At 30.6% G+C, this 17,212-nt stretch carries 6 protein-coding genes, 2 tRNA genes and 3 rRNA genes; 8 read left to right on the top strand and 3 right to left on the bottom strand.

All coding sequences use genetic code 11. The features are described from left to right. Nucleotides 1–14: 14 nt before the first annotated feature. Nucleotides 15–1,061, bottom strand: a complete 1,047-nt coding sequence (gene queA / locus H0H38_RS01520) for a tRNA preQ1(34) S-adenosylmethionine ribosyltransferase-isomerase QueA (protein ID WP_185872553.1) — start codon at nucleotides 1,059–1,061, stop codon at nucleotides 15–17. A 193-nt stretch (nucleotides 1,062–1,254) separates the two neighbouring features. Between queA and H0H38_RS01515 the strand changes: the two genes are divergently transcribed. The 5 genes from H0H38_RS01515 (at nucleotide 1,255) to rrf (ending at nucleotide 6,264) form a co-directional block, all read left to right on the top strand. Next, nucleotides 1,255–2,790: ribosomal RNA gene (locus H0H38_RS01515) — 16S ribosomal RNA — on the top strand. A 173-nt stretch (nucleotides 2,791–2,963) separates the two neighbouring features. Further along, nucleotides 2,964–3,037 (top strand) — tRNA-Ile (locus H0H38_RS01510). 17 nt (nucleotides 3,038–3,054) lie between these two features. After that, nucleotides 3,055–3,128 (top strand) — tRNA-Ala (locus tag H0H38_RS01505). A gap of 65 nt (nucleotides 3,129–3,193) precedes the next feature. Further along, nucleotides 3,194–6,100 (top strand): 23S ribosomal RNA (locus tag H0H38_RS01500). A 53-nt stretch (nucleotides 6,101–6,153) separates the two neighbouring features. Continuing rightward, nucleotides 6,154–6,264 (top strand): 5S ribosomal RNA (rrf, locus tag H0H38_RS01495). Together the 16S, 23S and 5S rRNA genes with 2 tRNA genes alongside form the textbook arrangement of a ribosomal RNA operon. Nucleotides 6,265–6,270: 6 nt before the next feature. On the opposite strand, the gene H0H38_RS01490 is transcribed toward rrf, so the two are convergent. Beyond that, nucleotides 6,271–7,989, bottom strand: coding sequence for a ribonucleoside-diphosphate reductase subunit alpha (locus H0H38_RS01490; protein ID WP_185872552.1), 1,719 nt, complete (start codon nucleotides 7,987–7,989; stop codon nucleotides 6,271–6,273). 4 nt (nucleotides 7,990–7,993) lie between these two features. After that, a complete protein-coding gene (gene rpsA / locus H0H38_RS01485; protein ID WP_185873012.1) occupies nucleotides 7,994–9,841 on the bottom strand; it encodes a 30S ribosomal protein S1 in 1,848 nt (615 codons plus the stop codon). Nucleotides 9,842–10,029: 188 nt separating this feature from the next. Here rpsA and dnaE point away from each other — a divergent pair, with 188 nt between their 5' ends. The 3 genes from dnaE to argC all read left to right on the top strand — a co-directional run bounded on the left by dnaE (nucleotide 10,030) and on the right by argC (nucleotide 17,207). After that, a complete protein-coding gene (gene dnaE, locus H0H38_RS01480; RefSeq protein WP_185872551.1) occupies nucleotides 10,030–14,367 on the top strand; it encodes a DNA polymerase III subunit alpha in 4,338 nt (1,445 codons plus the stop codon). Between the two features lie 115 nt (nucleotides 14,368–14,482). Beyond that, complete coding sequence (locus H0H38_RS01475; RefSeq protein WP_185872550.1) at nucleotides 14,483–16,237, top strand: argininosuccinate synthase domain-containing protein; 1,755 nt, start codon at nucleotides 14,483–14,485, stop codon at nucleotides 16,235–16,237. Then, the gene (argC, locus tag H0H38_RS01470; RefSeq protein WP_185872549.1) at nucleotides 16,230–17,207 is read left to right on the top strand and encodes an N-acetyl-gamma-glutamyl-phosphate reductase; all 978 of its coding nucleotides are present in this window, start codon (nucleotides 16,230–16,232) and stop codon (nucleotides 17,205–17,207) included. Before H0H38_RS01475 ends, argC begins: the two co-directional genes overlap by 8 nt. The last annotated feature ends 5 nt before the right edge of the window (nucleotides 17,208–17,212 follow it).

Raw genomic sequence — 17,212 nt, 5'->3', positions numbered from 1 at the left:
AAAAAAATTTATTTTTATGGTAATATTAACATAGAATCACCATAAGAATACAATCTATATTTATTTTCTATAGCTATTTTATAAGCTTTCATGAGTAAATTATATCCTATAAAAGCGGATGTCATCATAAGTAATGTTGATTTCGGCATATGAAAATTAGTAATCATACAATTAGCTATATTAAAATTATAAGGAGGAAATATAAATTTGTTAGTCCATCCTGAAAAAGGATTTAAATTTTTATTTGAAGAAACAGAACTTTCAATAGCTCTCATAGATGAAGTTCCTACTGCACATATCATTTTTTTTTGTTTAAGGGATTGATTAACAATATCACATATATTTGATTCAATAAAACATTTTTCTGAATCCATTTTATGTTTTGATATATCTTCTACTTCTACAGGTAAAAAACTACCCAATCCAATATGTAGTGTAATTTCTACTATATTAATTCCTTTTATTTCTAATTTTTTTAACAGATGTTTTGAAAAATGTAATCCAGCAGTAGGAGCAGCAACAGATCCTTCTATTTTTGCATAAATTGTTTGATAACGTAATTTATCTATTTTTTCCGGAGATCTATTAATATATTTTGGTAATGGAGTTTTTCCGATTTCTTTGATTTTTTTTATAAGATCTTTATGATTACCCATAAAATGTAATTGTAAAATTCTGCCTCTAGAAGTAGTATTATCTATAACTTCTCCAGTTAATCCATGACCAAAATTTAGTTTATTTCCAACTCTTACTTTTCTTGCTGGATCTACTAATACATCCCATGTTCTATCTATAGTATCTAATTCTCTTAATAAAAAGACTTCTATTTTAGCTTCTGTTTTATCTTTATTACCAAATAGTCTGGCTGGAAAAACTTTTGTATTATTTAAAATTAGTGTATCTCCTTCATTAAAATAATGATATAAATCTTTAAATAATTTATGTTCAATAATTTGATGTTTTTTATGTATTACCATTAGTTTAGATTCATCTCTTTCTTTGGAAGGATAATTAGCTAATAAATCAAGGGGAAATTGAAAATTAAAATCAGAAGTTCTCATAATAAAATAACAAAATAACAACCTAAAAAAATAAAATTATATTATTTTTTTTTTAACAAAAAAATATATATTTACTTTTTTTAATAAAAAACATATATATTTGGTATTATTGTTCTTTTAATTTTGAAAAAATTTTCTAGACCTAATTTATTGTAATATTTTTTAATATAATTTTTGCGTATTTAATTATTTTACAACGGAGAGTTTGATCCTGGCTCAGGATGAACGCTAGCGGCGGGCTTAACACATGCAAGTCGAGGGGCAACATAAAATATATTATATATATTTTGATGGCGACCGGCGTACGGGTGAGTAACACGTATGTAACCTGCCTCTTGCTAGAGGATAGGCCAAGGAAACTTGGATTAATATTCTATAGTATAAAATTTTCGCATGAAGATTTTATTAAAGCAGAAATGTGGCAAGAGATGGGCGTGCGTCCGATTAGTTAGTTGGTAGAATAAAAGCCTACCAAGACAATGATCGGTAGGGGGCCTGAGAGGGCGATCCCCCACACTGGTACTGAGATACGGACCAGACTCCTACGGGAGGCAGCAGTGAGGAATATTGGTCAATGGAGGAAACTCTGAACCAGCCACGCCGCGTGCAGGAAGAATGCCTTACGGGTTGTAAACTGCTTTTGTTTAGGAATAAAGATTCTTACGTGATAAGAATTGTGAATGTACTATACGAATAAGTGTCGGCAAACTCCGTGCCAGCAGCCGCGGTAATACGGAGGACACAAGCGTTATCCGGATTTATTGGGTTTAAAGGGTGCGTAGGCGGTTTATTAAGTCAGTAGTGAAATATTACAGCTCAACTGTTAAAATTGCTATTGATACTGATAGGCTTGAGTGAGACTGGAGTAACTGGAATGTGTGGTGTAGCGGTGAAATGCATAGAGATCACACAGAACACCGATCGCGAAAGCAGGTTACTAAGTCTATACTGACGCTGAGGCACGAAAGCGTGGGGAGCAAACAGGATTAGATACCCTGGTAGTCCACGCCGTAAACGATGATCACTAGTTGTTGGATATTATATTCAGTGGCTAAGCGAAAGTGATAAGTGATCCACCTGGGGAGTACGGTCGCAAGGCTGAAACTCAAAGGAATTGACGGGGGCCCGCACAAGCGGTGGAGCATGTGGTTTAATTCGATGATACGCGAGGAACCTTACCAAGGTTTAAATGTACTACGAATAAGCTAGAAATAGTTTAGTCTTTGGACGGAGTACAAGATGCTGCATGGTTGTCGTCAGCTCGTGCCGTGAGGTGTTGGGTTAAGTCCCTCAACGAGCGCAACCCTCATTGTTAGTTGCCAGCGAGTAATGTCGGGGACTCTGACAAGACTGCCGACGTAAGTCGAGAGGAAGGTGGGGATGACGTCAAATCATCACGGCTCTTATACCTTGGGCTACACACGTGCTACAATGGTCGGTACAAAGGGTCGCTACTGAGCAATCAGAAGCTAATCTCTAAAAGCCGATCTCAGTTCGGATTGGAGTCTGCAACTCGACTCTATGAAGTTGGAATCGCTAGTAATCGCATATCAGCCATGATGCGGTGAATACGTTCCCGGGCCTTGTACACACCGCCCGTCAAGCCATGGAAGTCGGGGAGACCTGAAATCGGTGCCCGTAAAAGGAGCTGCTTAAGGTAAAATCGATAACTGGGGCTAAGTCGTAACAAGGTAGCCGTACCGGAAGGTGCGGCTGGAACATCTCTTTTTTTTAGAGTTTAAAAAATTCTTTGCATATTGAGCTAGAAGCTTTCTTCAAAATAATATTCATGAAGTCTACAGTAGAGTAGAGAGTTAAGAAAGTTAAAAGTAGTTATAAAGTAAAAGTAGAAGTAGAGATAGAGGTAGAGAGAGATTGATTAATTAATTATATAATTATGTCAGTCTCGTAGCTCAGATGGTTAGAGCGCTACACTGATAATGTAGAGGTCCGCGGTTCAATTCCGCGCGAGACTATTTTTTAGAGAAAGGGGGGGGAATTAGCTCAGCTGGCTAGAGCGCTTGCTTTGCACGCAGGAGGTCATCGGTTCGACTCCGATATTCTCCATTTATTTTTTATGAAGTTCTTTGACATACATAATATACAAATACAACAAATATTAGACATTTTTAAAGAAAGCTAATGAAGAGCGTATGGTGGATGCCTTGGCTCTGAGAGGCGATGAAGGACGTGATAAGCTGCGATAAGCTGCGGGGATTGGCACATACAAATAGATCCGCAGATCTCCGAATAGGGAAACCTATCATATTGATGATATGATATTACTCGTAATAGAGTAAAGCGAACCTAGAGAACTGAAACATCTAAGTATCTAGAGGAAAAGAAAACAATAGTGATTCCGTTAGTAGTGGCGAGCGAAATCGGAAAAGCCTAAACCATTATAGTTTTATAGCTATAGTGGGGTTATAGGTCTGTGAATAAGGACTATTTTTTTATAGCAGAAAGATTTGGAAAAATCCATCATAGAAGGTGATAATCCTGTATGCGAAATAAAAAAATTACCTACATAGTAACCTGATTAGGACGGGACACGGGAAATCTTGTCTGAATTTACCGGGACCATCCGGTAAGGCTAAATACTACTCAGAGACCGATAGTGAACTAGTACCGTGAGGGAAAGGTGAAAAGTACTTCGAATAGAAGGGTGAAATAGATCCTGAAACCATACGCTTACAAACTGTCGGAGCTTTTTTGTGAAGTGACGACGTGCCTTTTGCATAATGAACCTACGAGTTAATTTTTTCGGCAAGGTTAAGTAGTTCAGCTATGGAGCCGTAGCGAAAGCGAGTCTGAATAGGGCATATAGTCGGAAGGATTAGACGCGAAACCGAGTGATCTACCCATGAGCAGGTTGAAGCTGTGGTAACACATAGTGGAGGACCGAACTGGTTGACGTTGAAAAGTCTTCGGATGACTTGTGGGTAGGGGTGAAAGGCTAATCAAACTCGGAGATAGCTCGTACTCCCCGAAATGCATTTAGGTGCAGCATCGTGTTAAAGTAATACAGAGGTAGAGCTACTGATTGGATAAAGGGGTTTCATCACCTACTAAATCCTGACAAACTCCGAATGCTGTTATTATGTTTCACGGTAGTGAGGGCATGGGTGCTAAGGTCCATGTCCGAGAGGGAAACAACCCAGACCATCAGTTAAGGCCCCTAAGTATATATTAAGTTGAACTAACGAAGTTCAGTTACCCAGACAGCTAGGATGTTAGCTTGGAAGCAGCTATTCATTTAAAGAGTGCGTAACAGCTCACTAGTCGAGTGATTGAGCATGGATAATAATCGGGCATAAATATATCGCCGAAACTATGGGATTGATTAAATTTGATTAATTAATCGGTAGGGGAGCATTGTAATGGCGTAGAAGCTATATTGTAAGATGTAGTGGAGCTCTTACAAAAGAAAATGTAGGTATAAGTAACGATAATGCGGGTGAGAAACCTGCACACCGAAAAACTAAGGGTTCCTCAGCTATGTTAATCAGCTGAGGGTTAGTCGGATCCTAAGATGAAATCGATAGGTGTAATCGATGGATAACCGGTTAATATTCCGGTACTTTCTTTTATTGCGATAGGGGGGACGGAGCAATGAAACTGTCGCGTACGGACGGAAGTGTACGTTAAAATAGTTAGGTATAAAATATATTGGAAAATCCGTATGTTTTGCTGATCTATGATAGTACCATAAACCTTCGGGTGAGTGGATAGCGCAGGTAAGAGCTTCCAAGAAAAGCCTCTAAGCTTCAGATAAAAGAAAACCGTACCAAAACCGACACAGGTAGTTAAGGAGAGAATCCTAAGGTGCTCGAGTGATTCACGGCTAAGGAACTAGGCAAAATGAACCTGTAACTTCGGGAGAAAGGTAGCCTTTCTGAAAAGAAAGGCCGCAGAGAAGAGATCCAGGCGACTGTTTATCAAAAACATAGGACTCTGCTAAATTGAAAAATGATGTATAGGGTCTGACACCTGCCCAGTACTGGAAGGTTAAAGAAAAAAGTCAGCTTCGGTGAAGCTTTTGACTGAAGCCCCAGTAAACGGCGGCCGTAACTATAACGGTCCTAAGGTAGCGAAATTCCTTGTCGGGTAAGTTCCGACCTGCACGAATGGTGTAACGATCTGGAAACTGTCTCAGCCGTGAGCTCGGTGAAATTGTAATATCGGTGAAGATGCCGATTACTCGCAATGGGACGAAAAGACCCCGTGAACCTTTACTATAGCTTCGTATTGATTTTGATTGAAAAATGTGTAGGATAGGTGGGAAACTTTGAAGCGTTGTCGCCAGATAATGTGGAGTTGTCCTTGAAATACCACCCTTTTTTCAGTCGAAATCTAACTCAATTACAAAAAATTGAGAACATTGCGTGGTGGGTAGTTTGACTGGGGTGGTCGCCTCCAAAAAGGTAACGGAGGCTCCCAAAGGTACCCTCAACACGTTTGGTAATCGTGTGTAGAGTATAATGGCATAAGGGTGCTTGACTGTGAGACATACAAGTCGATCAGGTACGAAAGTAGGGCATAGTGATCCGGTGGTTCCGAATGGAAGGGCCATCGCTCAAAGGATAAAAGGTACTCCGGGGATAACAGGCTAGTCTCCCCCAAGAGCTCACATCGACGGGGAGGTTCGGCACCTCGATGTCGGCTCGTCACATCCTGGGGCTGAAGAAGGTCCCAAGGGTTGGGCTGTTCGCCCATTAAAGTGGCACGCGAGCTGGGTTCAGAACGTCGTGAGACAGTTCGGTCTCTATCTATTGCGAGCGTTAGAAGCTTGAGTGGATCTGATTCTAGTACGAGAGGACCGAATTGGACGAACCTCTGGTGTATCAGTTGTATCGCCAGGTGCATTGCTGAGTAGCTACGTTCGGAAAAGATAAGCACTGAAAGCATATAAGTGCGAAACTAACCACAAGATTAGGCTTCTTTTAAGGGTCGTTGAAGATGACAACGTTGATAGGCTATAAGTGTAAAGACAGTAATGTCATAGCTGAATAGTACTAATTACCCATAGGCTTATATTCTCTCTTCATATATGTTATATATTATGTTTTATTATTTTATAATATTTATTTTATTGGGTAGTCATAGCAATGTGGTCCAACCTCTATCCCATTCCGAACAGAGAAGTTAAACACATTAGCGCTGATGGTACTGGTTATTCCGGGAGAGTAAGTCGCTGCCCTTTATTTTATTAATGTTTCGCTTCGCTATTTTTTGCGTGATCTGCTCGAATAATACTTTCACTTCTATAGTAATACAAACTTTTTAATCCTATTTTCCAAGCATCAAGATGTACCATATTAATAAATTTTGCTGGAGTATTGTGATGAAATGATAAATTAATACTTTGTCCTTGATCAATATATTTTTGTCTAATACTAGCTTGTTTTATTAAATTTAATTGATTAATTTCTTTAAAACATAAAAAAACATTTTTTTCTTTTTCATTCAAAATCGTTAAATTCAAGCAAGATCCTTTTTCATTTGCTATTTGTTCCCAAATCTCAGGAAGATCATATCCACGTTTTGCAAGAATATATTTTAAATAAGGATTTTTTCGTATATACATACCTTTTGAATCATCATCTACATATATATTAGCCGCTAAAGGTTCTACTCCTTGAGAAAGGCCTCCTGCTAGTTTAGCAGAACTTCTATTTGGAGCTATTGCCATTAAAGTTAAATTTCTTCTTCCAGTCCCTATATTCCATTCAGATTCTCCATATTCTTCAGCTAAATATTTAGTAGCTTTGTAAGATTCTAATTGTATTTTTCTAAAAATTTCATGAATTAACATATCAGATTTTAATGAAATAAAAGGAATCATCCTAGATTGTAAATAGGAATGCCATCCCAATGCACCCAAACCTAACGCTCTACTTTTTTCCGCAAAACGAACAGCATCTTCTATTCCTCTAATATTTTTCCCTTTATTAATAAATTCTTGAAGAACAGCATCTAAAAATAATATAGAATAAAATACAGTTTTAGTATTTTTCCATTCTATATATTTATAAATATTTAAAGAAGAAAGACAACATACTAAAGTATGACTTTCATCTGTAGGTAACATAATTTCAGAACATAAATTACTATGATGTATTTTTAATCCATATTTTTTCCAATTTTCTGGAAGATTTATATTAGCATTATCTTTAAAAAAAAGATAAGGTTCTCCTGTTTTTACACGTTCTTTTAATGTATTGATCCATAAATTTCTTTCTTTTCCATTTTCTTTTAAAACTTTATTCATAAACGAATTAGAAAGTATAACTCCTTGATGAATATTATGACATTGACGATTGATGTCTCCTAGAGGTTCTCTTATCTTTAAAAATTCTGTATATTCTTTATGTTCTATATTTAAATATATTGCAACTGCTCCTCTTCTAGTTTTTCCTTGTTTACTAGCAATAATTGAACTATCATATGATTTAATAAAAGGAATAATTCCATCTGAAGTTCCTAATTCACCATTTTTTATATAACTACCAATTGGTCTTATTAAACTAAAATCATATGAAGTCCCTCCTCCATGTTTACTAAGAATAGCCATTTCTAAATTTTTTCTATATATCTCATACATACTATCTCCAATTCGTCCAGAAAAACAACTTATAGGTAATCCTTTTTCTGTTCCTAGATTAACCATAACTGGAGTAGAAGGAATCAGCCAACCTTTCCATAAAATATTGAAAAAATTATTTTCTAATCCTGGTTTATTAAGAATTTGTGCAGCGTTTTTAGCTAATCTATTATATGCTTCATAAGGAGATTCTCCATCTAATAAATATCCACTTTTAATTGTAGTCAAATATAGTTCATTATTTGCCCAAATAGGAAAATCAATTCCAACCTTCCAACCTTTTTTTTCTGCAATAGGGTGTGTATATAATATCCTATTATCCATGAACCTATTTATCTTTTTCTTTTTCGATTTTTTCTTTCAATTTCACCAATCCTTCTATATCTCCAAGAGTAGATATTTCAAATTTTCTACTTTTTTTGATTTTTTTTATTTTTTTTACACGAGAAGTTTTTTTAGAATCTGTATCACAATCACGGAAAGTAGATGTATGAGAAACGACTATTTTCTTAGATTCTTTATCAAATTCGGTAATTTTAAATTTAATTTCTTCTCCTTTTTTAACAAAACTTCCATCTTTTTTTTCTAAAAATCTTAATGGAACAAATGCTTCTACCTCCTGATTAATGCTAACAGTTCCTCCTTTATCAAATAAATTAATTAATACTCCATCGTGAACACTACCTATAAAATATACTTTTTCATATTTATTCCAAGGGTTTTCTATAATTTGTTTATGACCTAAATGCAATTTTCTTGTTTTTATATCCAAAGAAAGAACAATTATCTCCAACTTTTCGTTTAAATTACAAAATTCAGATGGATGTTTGATTTTTTTTGTCCATGAAAGATCATGAGTATATAGAATTCCAGATATTCCTTTTTCTAGTTCTATCAAAACTCCAAAAGTAGTAATTTTTATGATTGTACCTTCTGTTTTAGTTTCAACAGGATATTTGGTTTGAATATTTATCCATGGATCTTCAGTTAATTGTTTAACACTTAAAGACATTTTTCTTTCGTGTCTATCAATAGTTAAAATCAAAGCTTTGATTTCTTCTCCTATTTGTACAAAATCTTGTGGAGAAGATAAGTCTGATGACCAAGACATTTCACTAATATGTAATAAAGCTTCTACTCCAGGAATTACTTCAACAAAAGCTCCATAATCTGCTAATACACTTACTTTTCCCTTTATTTTACTTCCAACCTTTAAATTTTTATCTAATGAATTCCAAGGATGAGTTTGTAATTGTTTCAATCCTAACTGTACACGATTTTTATCTTGATCTACACCTAAAACTACAAATTTTAATTCTTGTTCTAATTGTACTATTTCAGTGGGATGATTGATATGTGCCCAACTCATATCTGTTATATGCAATAATGCATCTACTCCACCTAAATCTACAAATGCTCCATAAGGAAGAATATTTTTAATTTTACCTCCTAACACCTGTCCTTTATCTAATTTAGAAATCATTTTTTTTCTTTGTTTTTCTATATCTTTTTCTATCAATACTTTGTGAGATACAACAACGTTTTTTGTTTTTTTATTAATTTTAACAATTTTAACTTCCATTGTTTTTCCTACATAAGTTTCATAATCTTTAACAGGTTTGACATTAATATGGGATCCAGGTAAAAAACATTCTATATCAAAAATTTTAACAATTAATCCTCCTTTAGTTCTGGAAACAACATATCCCAAAATCACTTCTCCTTTTATATAATATTCATTAATACGTTGCCAACTTCTTAAAATTTTTGCTTTTTGATATGATAATATACATTGGCCTTTATAATCCATTTTTACCATCATAACTTCTATTTTACTTCCAATTGTAAGATCTAAATCATCTTTAAATTCCTCTCTAAATTCATTAATAGGAATAACTCCTTCAGCTTTAAATCCAATATCTACTATAATACTATTATCCGTCATTAATGTTACAATTCCTTGATATATTTCTAATTCTTGAATATTTGGTAAAGTATTTGTATATAGTTTTTCAAACTTTATTCTTGCTTTTTGATTGGCCTCATTAAAATGATTTTCATATTTTGTCCAATTAAAACTATTTTTTTGACTGTTTTGATTGTTATTTCGATTGATGAAATGTTTATTATTACTTAATGTGTGTTTGTTAATTTTTCCTTGGGTCTGACTAGACATATATTTTATTATTACAACCATAAAATTATTTAGATTTTCTTCTACTTATAAAGAATGAAGAATCAATCTAAAAACATACAAAACTAATCATAATTTTTTATAAATCATTTAAACATATATTTCAAAAATATAACTGTCTTTTGTCTTTTCTAGAGTATAGGCGTAAATTGTTTTTTAAATATCAATAAATGTATCTTATTATAGACACTGAAACGACTGGCTTACCAATATATTATAAAAATCCTGTTACTGATACAGAAAATTGGCCAAGATTAGTACAAATTGCTTGGCAGAGTCATGATTGTTTTGGGAAAATTTTAGAATTTAAAAATTTTATAGTTAAACCAGATAATTACGAAATTCCTTTCAATTCGTTTAAAATTCATGGTATTACTAATCAAATTGCGGAAAAATATGGAAAAAATTTAACATTTGTTATAAACCAATTTGAAAAAATATTGAAAAAATCTGAATATATAATTGGACATAACTTAGAATTTGATATAAATATTATTGATTGCGAATATTTTAGGATCAACAAAAAAACTTTATTAAAAGTAAATAAAAAAAAAATTTTGGATACCAAAAATCTGGCAACTGATTATTGTAAATTGCCTGGGACTGGAGTAAAAAAAAAATTTAAATGGCCTAAATTGACTGAATTATATTATAAATTATTCGGAATTACATTAAATCACGCTCATAATGCTGCTTATGATGTAAAAGCTACTGCCCGTTGTTTTTTAGAACTATTACGTTTAGGAGTAATTAATTACAGTAAAAGTGGAATAAAAGAAAAAATTATCAACAAGTTTAGAGAAATTTTTCCTATGATCATTCCTTCATCTATAGTATCATTCAAAGATGTGATTCACCCCACGTACACCACCACCACCACTAGCTATAATAAGTATCCAACTAAACACAACTTATTATGCGATATAACAAAATTGAAAAATAAAAAATACTCCCATATTCATAATCATACTTGTTTTTCCATTCTTCATTCTACTATTAAAGTTCAATCTTTAGTTGAAAGAGCTATATGTAATAACATGCCAGCAGTAGGAATTACTGATTATGGTAATATGATGGGTGTTTTTTATTTTTTAGATGCTATTAATGATGCAAATAAAAAATATTCATATTTAAAAAAATCTATTAAAGGTATTATTGGTAGTGAAGTATTTATATCAGATAATTATCTGCAAAAACAATTCACTAAAGATAAACCAGATAAATATTATCATCAAGTTTTATTATCCAAAAATAAAGCTGGATATCATAATTTGTCAAAACTTTGTTCTCATGGATTCTTAGATGGGTATTATTCTGGTAGACCAAGAGTTGGTAAAAAATTAATTGAAAAATACAAAGATAATTTAATCGCAATTACCGGTGATTTAAATGCAGAAATTCCATATACAATTCTTAATTATGGAAAGATGAAAGCAGAAAAAATATTTTTGTGGTGGAAAGAAATTTTTCAAGATGATTTTTACGTTGAATTATTACGTCATGGATTAGAAGAAGAAGATTATGTAAATCAAATTTTACTTCAATTTGCTAGAAAATATAATGTTAAATTTATTATACAAAATAATACGTTTTATCTAGATAAAACAGAATCTGATGCACACGATATTTTACTTTGCATAAAGTATGTAAAAAAGAAATCTACTCCTATAGGCACAGGAAAAGAATATAGATTTGGATTTCCTAATAGTGAATTTTTTTTTAAAAGTACAGAAGAAATGAAAATATTATTTTCTGATCTTCCAGAAGCTTTTGATAATCTAGAAGAATTAATTGATAAAATTGATTGTTATCAACTTTCACATCCAATATTACTTCCAAAATTTAATATTTCAAAAAATTTTGAAAATACTATGGATAAAATTGATGGTGGTGGAAATATAGATGAAAACAAATTATTAAAAATAATGACTTATGAAGGAGCTAAAAAACGTTATCCATTAATTTCAAAATCAATTATAAAAAGAATTAATTTTGAATTAAATACAATAGAAAAATTGGGATATCCAGGATATTTTTTGATTGTTCAAAATTTTATATATATAGCTAAAAAAATGAATATTTCAGTAGGGCCTGGTAGAGGATCTGTAGCAGGATCTGTCGTTGCGTATTGTATAGGAATCACTAATATCGATCCAATAAAATATCAACTTCTTTTTGAAAGATTTTTAAATCCTGAAAGGATCAATTTGCCTGATATTGATATTGATTTTGATGATAGAGGACGTGATAAAATTATTGAATGGGTAGTTAATAAATATGGTAAAAATAAAGTTGCACAAATTATTACTTATGCTACTATGGGTGCAAGATCTTCTATTAGAGATACGGCTAGAGTATTAAATCTATCGCTAGAAAAAACTGATCGTCTAGCTAAAATGATTCCTGAATGTTCTGTATCATTAAAATATATATTATCAGAAAATTTCAGTCTTATTATGAAGAAGATGAAAAAAATGGATCTTGATAAGGTTAAAAGATTGAGAAATATAGCGAAAAATCAATATTCATTAGAAGGCCAAATTTTAGAAAAAGCAAAAATGTTAGAAGGGACTATTAGAAGTACTGGAATACACGCTTGTGGAATTATAATTAGTCCATATGATATTATAGAATATGTACCAGTTGCAATTTCAAGAGAATCTGATTTGATGTTAACTCAATTTGATAATAATGTTGTAGAAAAAACTGGATTATTGAAAATGGATTTTTTAGGGTTAAAAACTCTAACAATTATTAAGGATACATTAGAATTATTAAAAAATCGTACTACAGATATACTATTGAAATTTTCTTTAGAGGATAAAAAAACCTATTCGTTATTTCAAAGAGGTGATACTGTTGCAGTTTTTCAATATGAATCTCCTGGTATGCAAAAATATTTGCGTGATCTTAAACCAGATAAATTTGATGATTTAATTGCAATGAATGCTTTGTTCAGACCTGGACCAATGCAATACATTCCTAATTTTATATCAAGAAAACATGGATATGAATCTATTACTTATGATTTTCCAGAAGTGGAACAAATTTTAAAAGATACTTATGGAATAACTATTTATCAAGAACAGGTAATGTTAATATCTCAAAAAATAGCAAATTTTACTAAAGTAGAAGCAGATATTCTTAGAAAAGCTATGGGTAAAAAAAACAAAGGGGAACTTAATAAATTAAAGAACAAGTTTATATATAATGCTATTAAAAATGGATATTCAAAAATAGGAATAGAAAAAATATGGAAAGATTGGGAATGCTTTTCTTCTTATGCATTTAATAAGTCTCATGCTACTTGTTATGCTTATATAGCATTTCAAACTGCGTATCTTAAAACTCACTTTCCATGTGAATATATGGCCTCAGTATTGAGTAATAATATGGATAATATGAAACAACTATCTTTTTTTATTAAAGAATGTAAACGATTGCAAATTAATATTATTGAACCTGATATTAATTATAGTGATTCATGTTTTACAGTCATTAATCCAACATTTATTAGATTTGGATTGAGAGGAATAAAAGGAGTAGGAGAAAATGCTGTAAAAATAATTATGAATGAAAGAACAAAAAATGGATTTTACAAAAATATTTTTGATTTTGTAGAACGTATAGATTTGAGGATAGTGAATAAAAAAACTTTGGAAAGTTTAATTTTATCTGGGGCATTAGACTCATTTAATATTGATAGAGAAACGTATTTTTATATTGATGAAGAAGAACAAAAAAAAGAAAAAACTCATAAGTCAAGCATAATAGAAAAGATTATACAAGTTGGATCCAAACATCATAGTATTAAAAAAAAACATTCTATAAAGGATGATATACAAGCTATAATAAAAAAAAAAAATAATAAGTTATGGACTAAAAATACTCTTATTGATAAAAAAAAAGAAGTTTTGGGAATTGATTTATCTATACGTTCTTATGTTACAAATACAAAAGTTGACAAAAAAACATGTTTTATTAATTTATCTTTGGATCAATTGAACCATTATGCAAAACAAATTATAGGTAAAACATTGTATATATGTGGTTTTTTTGCCAAAAAAGATAATATGAAAAATGGAAAACTATATGGAATTTTTTTGGAAGAAGATAACCATTTTTCTAAAAGGTTGATCATTCATGGAAATGGTAAAAAATATTTAAAATACAAACATTATAATAATAATTTATCATTTTATTCGTATGTAATAATTTTTGAAAAGATACAAATGTATCGTATTGAAAGTTTTAAAAAAATATTAAAAACATGGATTAATAAATTAATCTTAAAAATACAATTAAAGTATTTAAATAAGATAACCATTGATAAATTGGAAAATCTTTTATTATCTCAAAATATAGGTAATAAAAAACTTTATATCATGATATATAATCGTGAAAATAAAAGTATTTATTTTGAATCTATAAAATATGAATTGGAAATCAACTACAATTTTTTAAAAGAATTGGAAAAAATTAAAGGAGTTGATGTTTGTTTGAATTAAAAAAAAGTAGCATTTATTAAAAGTCTTTATTAAATTTGTAATGTTATAGTTTTTTTGATAAAAACTTAGTATACTATACTAGTAGTAGTTGGTTTAGGTTTGGTTACTGAAAAAAATGAAAATAAATGTTAGAGTATCTAATAAACAAGATACAAAATATGCTTATATTATTTGTAATAAAATACAGGAATCAGCAAAAATTAGAGGAACAGGTATTGCTAAAAAAGATCCAGAATACATTAAATTAAAAATGATTCTTGGTAATGCAGTTATTGCTTTTTGTAATGATAAACTTGCTGGATTTGGATATTTAGATGTTTTTCAAAAACAGGAATTTGTTGTTAATTCTGGATTAATTGTATTTCCAGAATATAGGAAACAAGGATTAGCAAAAATTATTAAATTAGAAATTTTTAATCTTTCAAAAACAAAATTTCCACATTCTAAAATTTTTAGCATTACTACCAATAATTATGTCATTAAAATCAATACAGAATTAGGATTCAAACCTGTTTCATTTAGTGAGATTACTAAATCAGAAAAATTTTGGAAAGGATGTGAAAGTTGTTCCAATTTTGATATATTAACAAGAAATAAAAGAAAAATGTGCCTTTGTACGGGAATGCTATATAATCCGTTAAAAAAACGTAAAAAAAATGAATTATTTGATGGAGATAGAATTGTGTTGGCTTATAGTGGAGGATTAGATACATCTTATTGTTTAAAATTTTTAATTCAAAAAGGATATGAAGTACATACTGTTATTATTAATACAGGAGGATTTAAAAAAAGTGAATTAAAAAATATTGAAATTCTAGCTTTAAAAATAGGTTCTAAATCACATAAATCTATTGATGCGATAGAAGAGTATTATCAGAATTGTATAAAATATCTTATATTTGGCAATATTTTAAAAAATAATACATATCCACTTTCTGTTAGTTCAGAAAGAATATTTCAAGCAATTAAAATTGCAAAATATGCTAGAGATATGAAAGCAAAAGCTATTGCTCATGGAAGTACAGGTGCTGGAAATGATCAAATAAGATTTGATATAGCTTTTCAAATTATTTGTCCAGAAACAATTACTTTATCTCCTATAAGAGATTTTAAAGTTTCAAGGAAAGAAGAAATAGAATATTTAAAAACTTTTGGTATTTCTATTGGTATTGGGTGGGACAAAGCAAAATATTCAATCAATAAAGGAATTTGGGGGACTAGTATTGGAGGAAAAGAAACATTAACCTCATTAGAGGATCTCCCTAATGAGGCATATCCGAAACAATTAAAAAGAACCAAAAGTGAAAATTTAGCATTAGACTTCGAAAAGGGAGAATTGGTTGGTGTAAATGGAGAAAGAGCAAAAGCTATAAAAAATATTATAAAAATTGAAAAAATAGCATCAGAATTTGCAATAGGAAGAGGAATTCATATTGGAGATACTATTTTAGGAATTAAAGGTAGGGTTGGCTTTGAAGCCTCTGCTGCAATTATTATTATTCAAGCACATCATTTATTAGAGAAACATATTCTGACAAAATGGCAATTATATTGGAAAGACCAATTATCCAATTGGTATGGAATGCTACTTCATGAAGCACAATATTTAGATCCTGTTATGAGGAATATAGAAACTTTTTTAAGCAGTACACAAGAAAGATTAACTGGTCAAGTAAAAGTAGTTTTATATCCATACAGATTTAATTTGGTTGGAATTAAATCTAAGTTTGATTTAATGACATCCAATATGGCTCAATATGGGGAAATGAATTATGCTTGGACAAAAGAAGATATAACAGGATTTACAAAAATTTTGAGCAATCAAATGAAAATGTATCATAATTTAAAAGAAGAAAATAATAATGATTAAAATAGGGATAATAGGAGGAACTGGGTACACAGCTGGAGAATTGATAAGATTGTTAATTTATCATCCTAAAGCTAAAATTATAAGTGTAGTTAGTAAAAGCAATCCAGAATCTTTTATTCATGATGTTCATCAAGATCTATTAGGAGAAATCAATATGAAATTTTCTAAATCATTAGACCAAAACATTGACCTTGTTTTTCTTTGTTCAGGACATGGCCAATCCAGAAAAGAATTGCAAAATATACCAAAACATAGCAAAGTTATTGATTTAAGTCAAGATTTTAGAAATGAGAATCAATCTTATTTTCAAGATAGAAAGTTTATTTATGGACTACCAGAATTACATAAAAATATAATTAAAGAGTCTAACAATATAGCAAATCCAGGATGTTTTGCTACAGCAATTATTTTAGCAATTTTACCCTTAGCTAAAATAAAATTATTAAAAAAAGATATTCATATCAGTTCTATTACTGGTTCTACAGGTACTGGAAAACAAATAATTGATACAAATAATTTTAGTTGGAGGAATAACAATATGTCTACTTATAATATATTTACTCATCAACATTTGAATGAAATAGAACAAACAATTTGTAAATTGCAAAATAATTTTTCTCCATACATTTATTTTGTGCCTTATAGAGGAAATTTTTCTAGAGGTATTATATCAACTGTATATACTACTTTGAGTTCTGATATTTCTTTAGAAAAAAAGAAAAACATATATTATGATTTTTATAAAAATCATCCGTTTGTAGAAATTTCAGAAACAAATATAGATTTAAAACAAGTGATTAATACTAATAAATGTTTTTTACATCTTATTGAAAGACAAAATAAATTTATCGTTATAAGTATTATTGATAATTTAATCAAAGGAGCTTCTGGTCAAGCTATACAAAATATGAATTTGATTTTTAATTTAGTAGAAACCTATGGTTTAAATTTAAAATCTATTCGTTTCTGAAAAAT

This window comes from Blattabacterium cuenoti (assembly GCF_014252355.1).
GTDB lineage: Bacteria > Bacteroidota > Bacteroidia > Flavobacteriales > Blattabacteriaceae > Blattabacterium > Blattabacterium cuenoti_AD.
Note: the sequence above shows the minus strand (reverse complement) of the source record. Positions and strands in the feature narration are given on the sequence as shown.

Coding starts and splice junctions, on each gene's coding strand:
- H0H38_RS01475 (WP_185872550.1), top strand. CDS start 14,483: ATGAAAATAAATGTTAGAGTATCTAATAAACAAGATACAAAATATGCT.
- argC (WP_185872549.1), top strand. CDS start 16,230: ATGATTAAAATAGGGATAATAGGAGGAACTGGGTACACAGCTGGAGAA.
- queA (WP_185872553.1), bottom strand. CDS start 1,061: ATGAGAACTTCTGATTTTAATTTTCAATTTCCCCTTGATTTATTAGCT.
- dnaE (WP_185872551.1), top strand. CDS start 10,030: ATGTATCTTATTATAGACACTGAAACGACTGGCTTACCAATATATTAT.
- H0H38_RS01490 (WP_185872552.1), bottom strand. CDS start 7,989: ATGGATAATAGGATATTATATACACACCCTATTGCAGAAAAAAAAGGT.
- rpsA (WP_185873012.1), bottom strand. CDS start 9,841: ATGTCTAGTCAGACCCAAGGAAAAATTAACAAACACACATTAAGTAAT.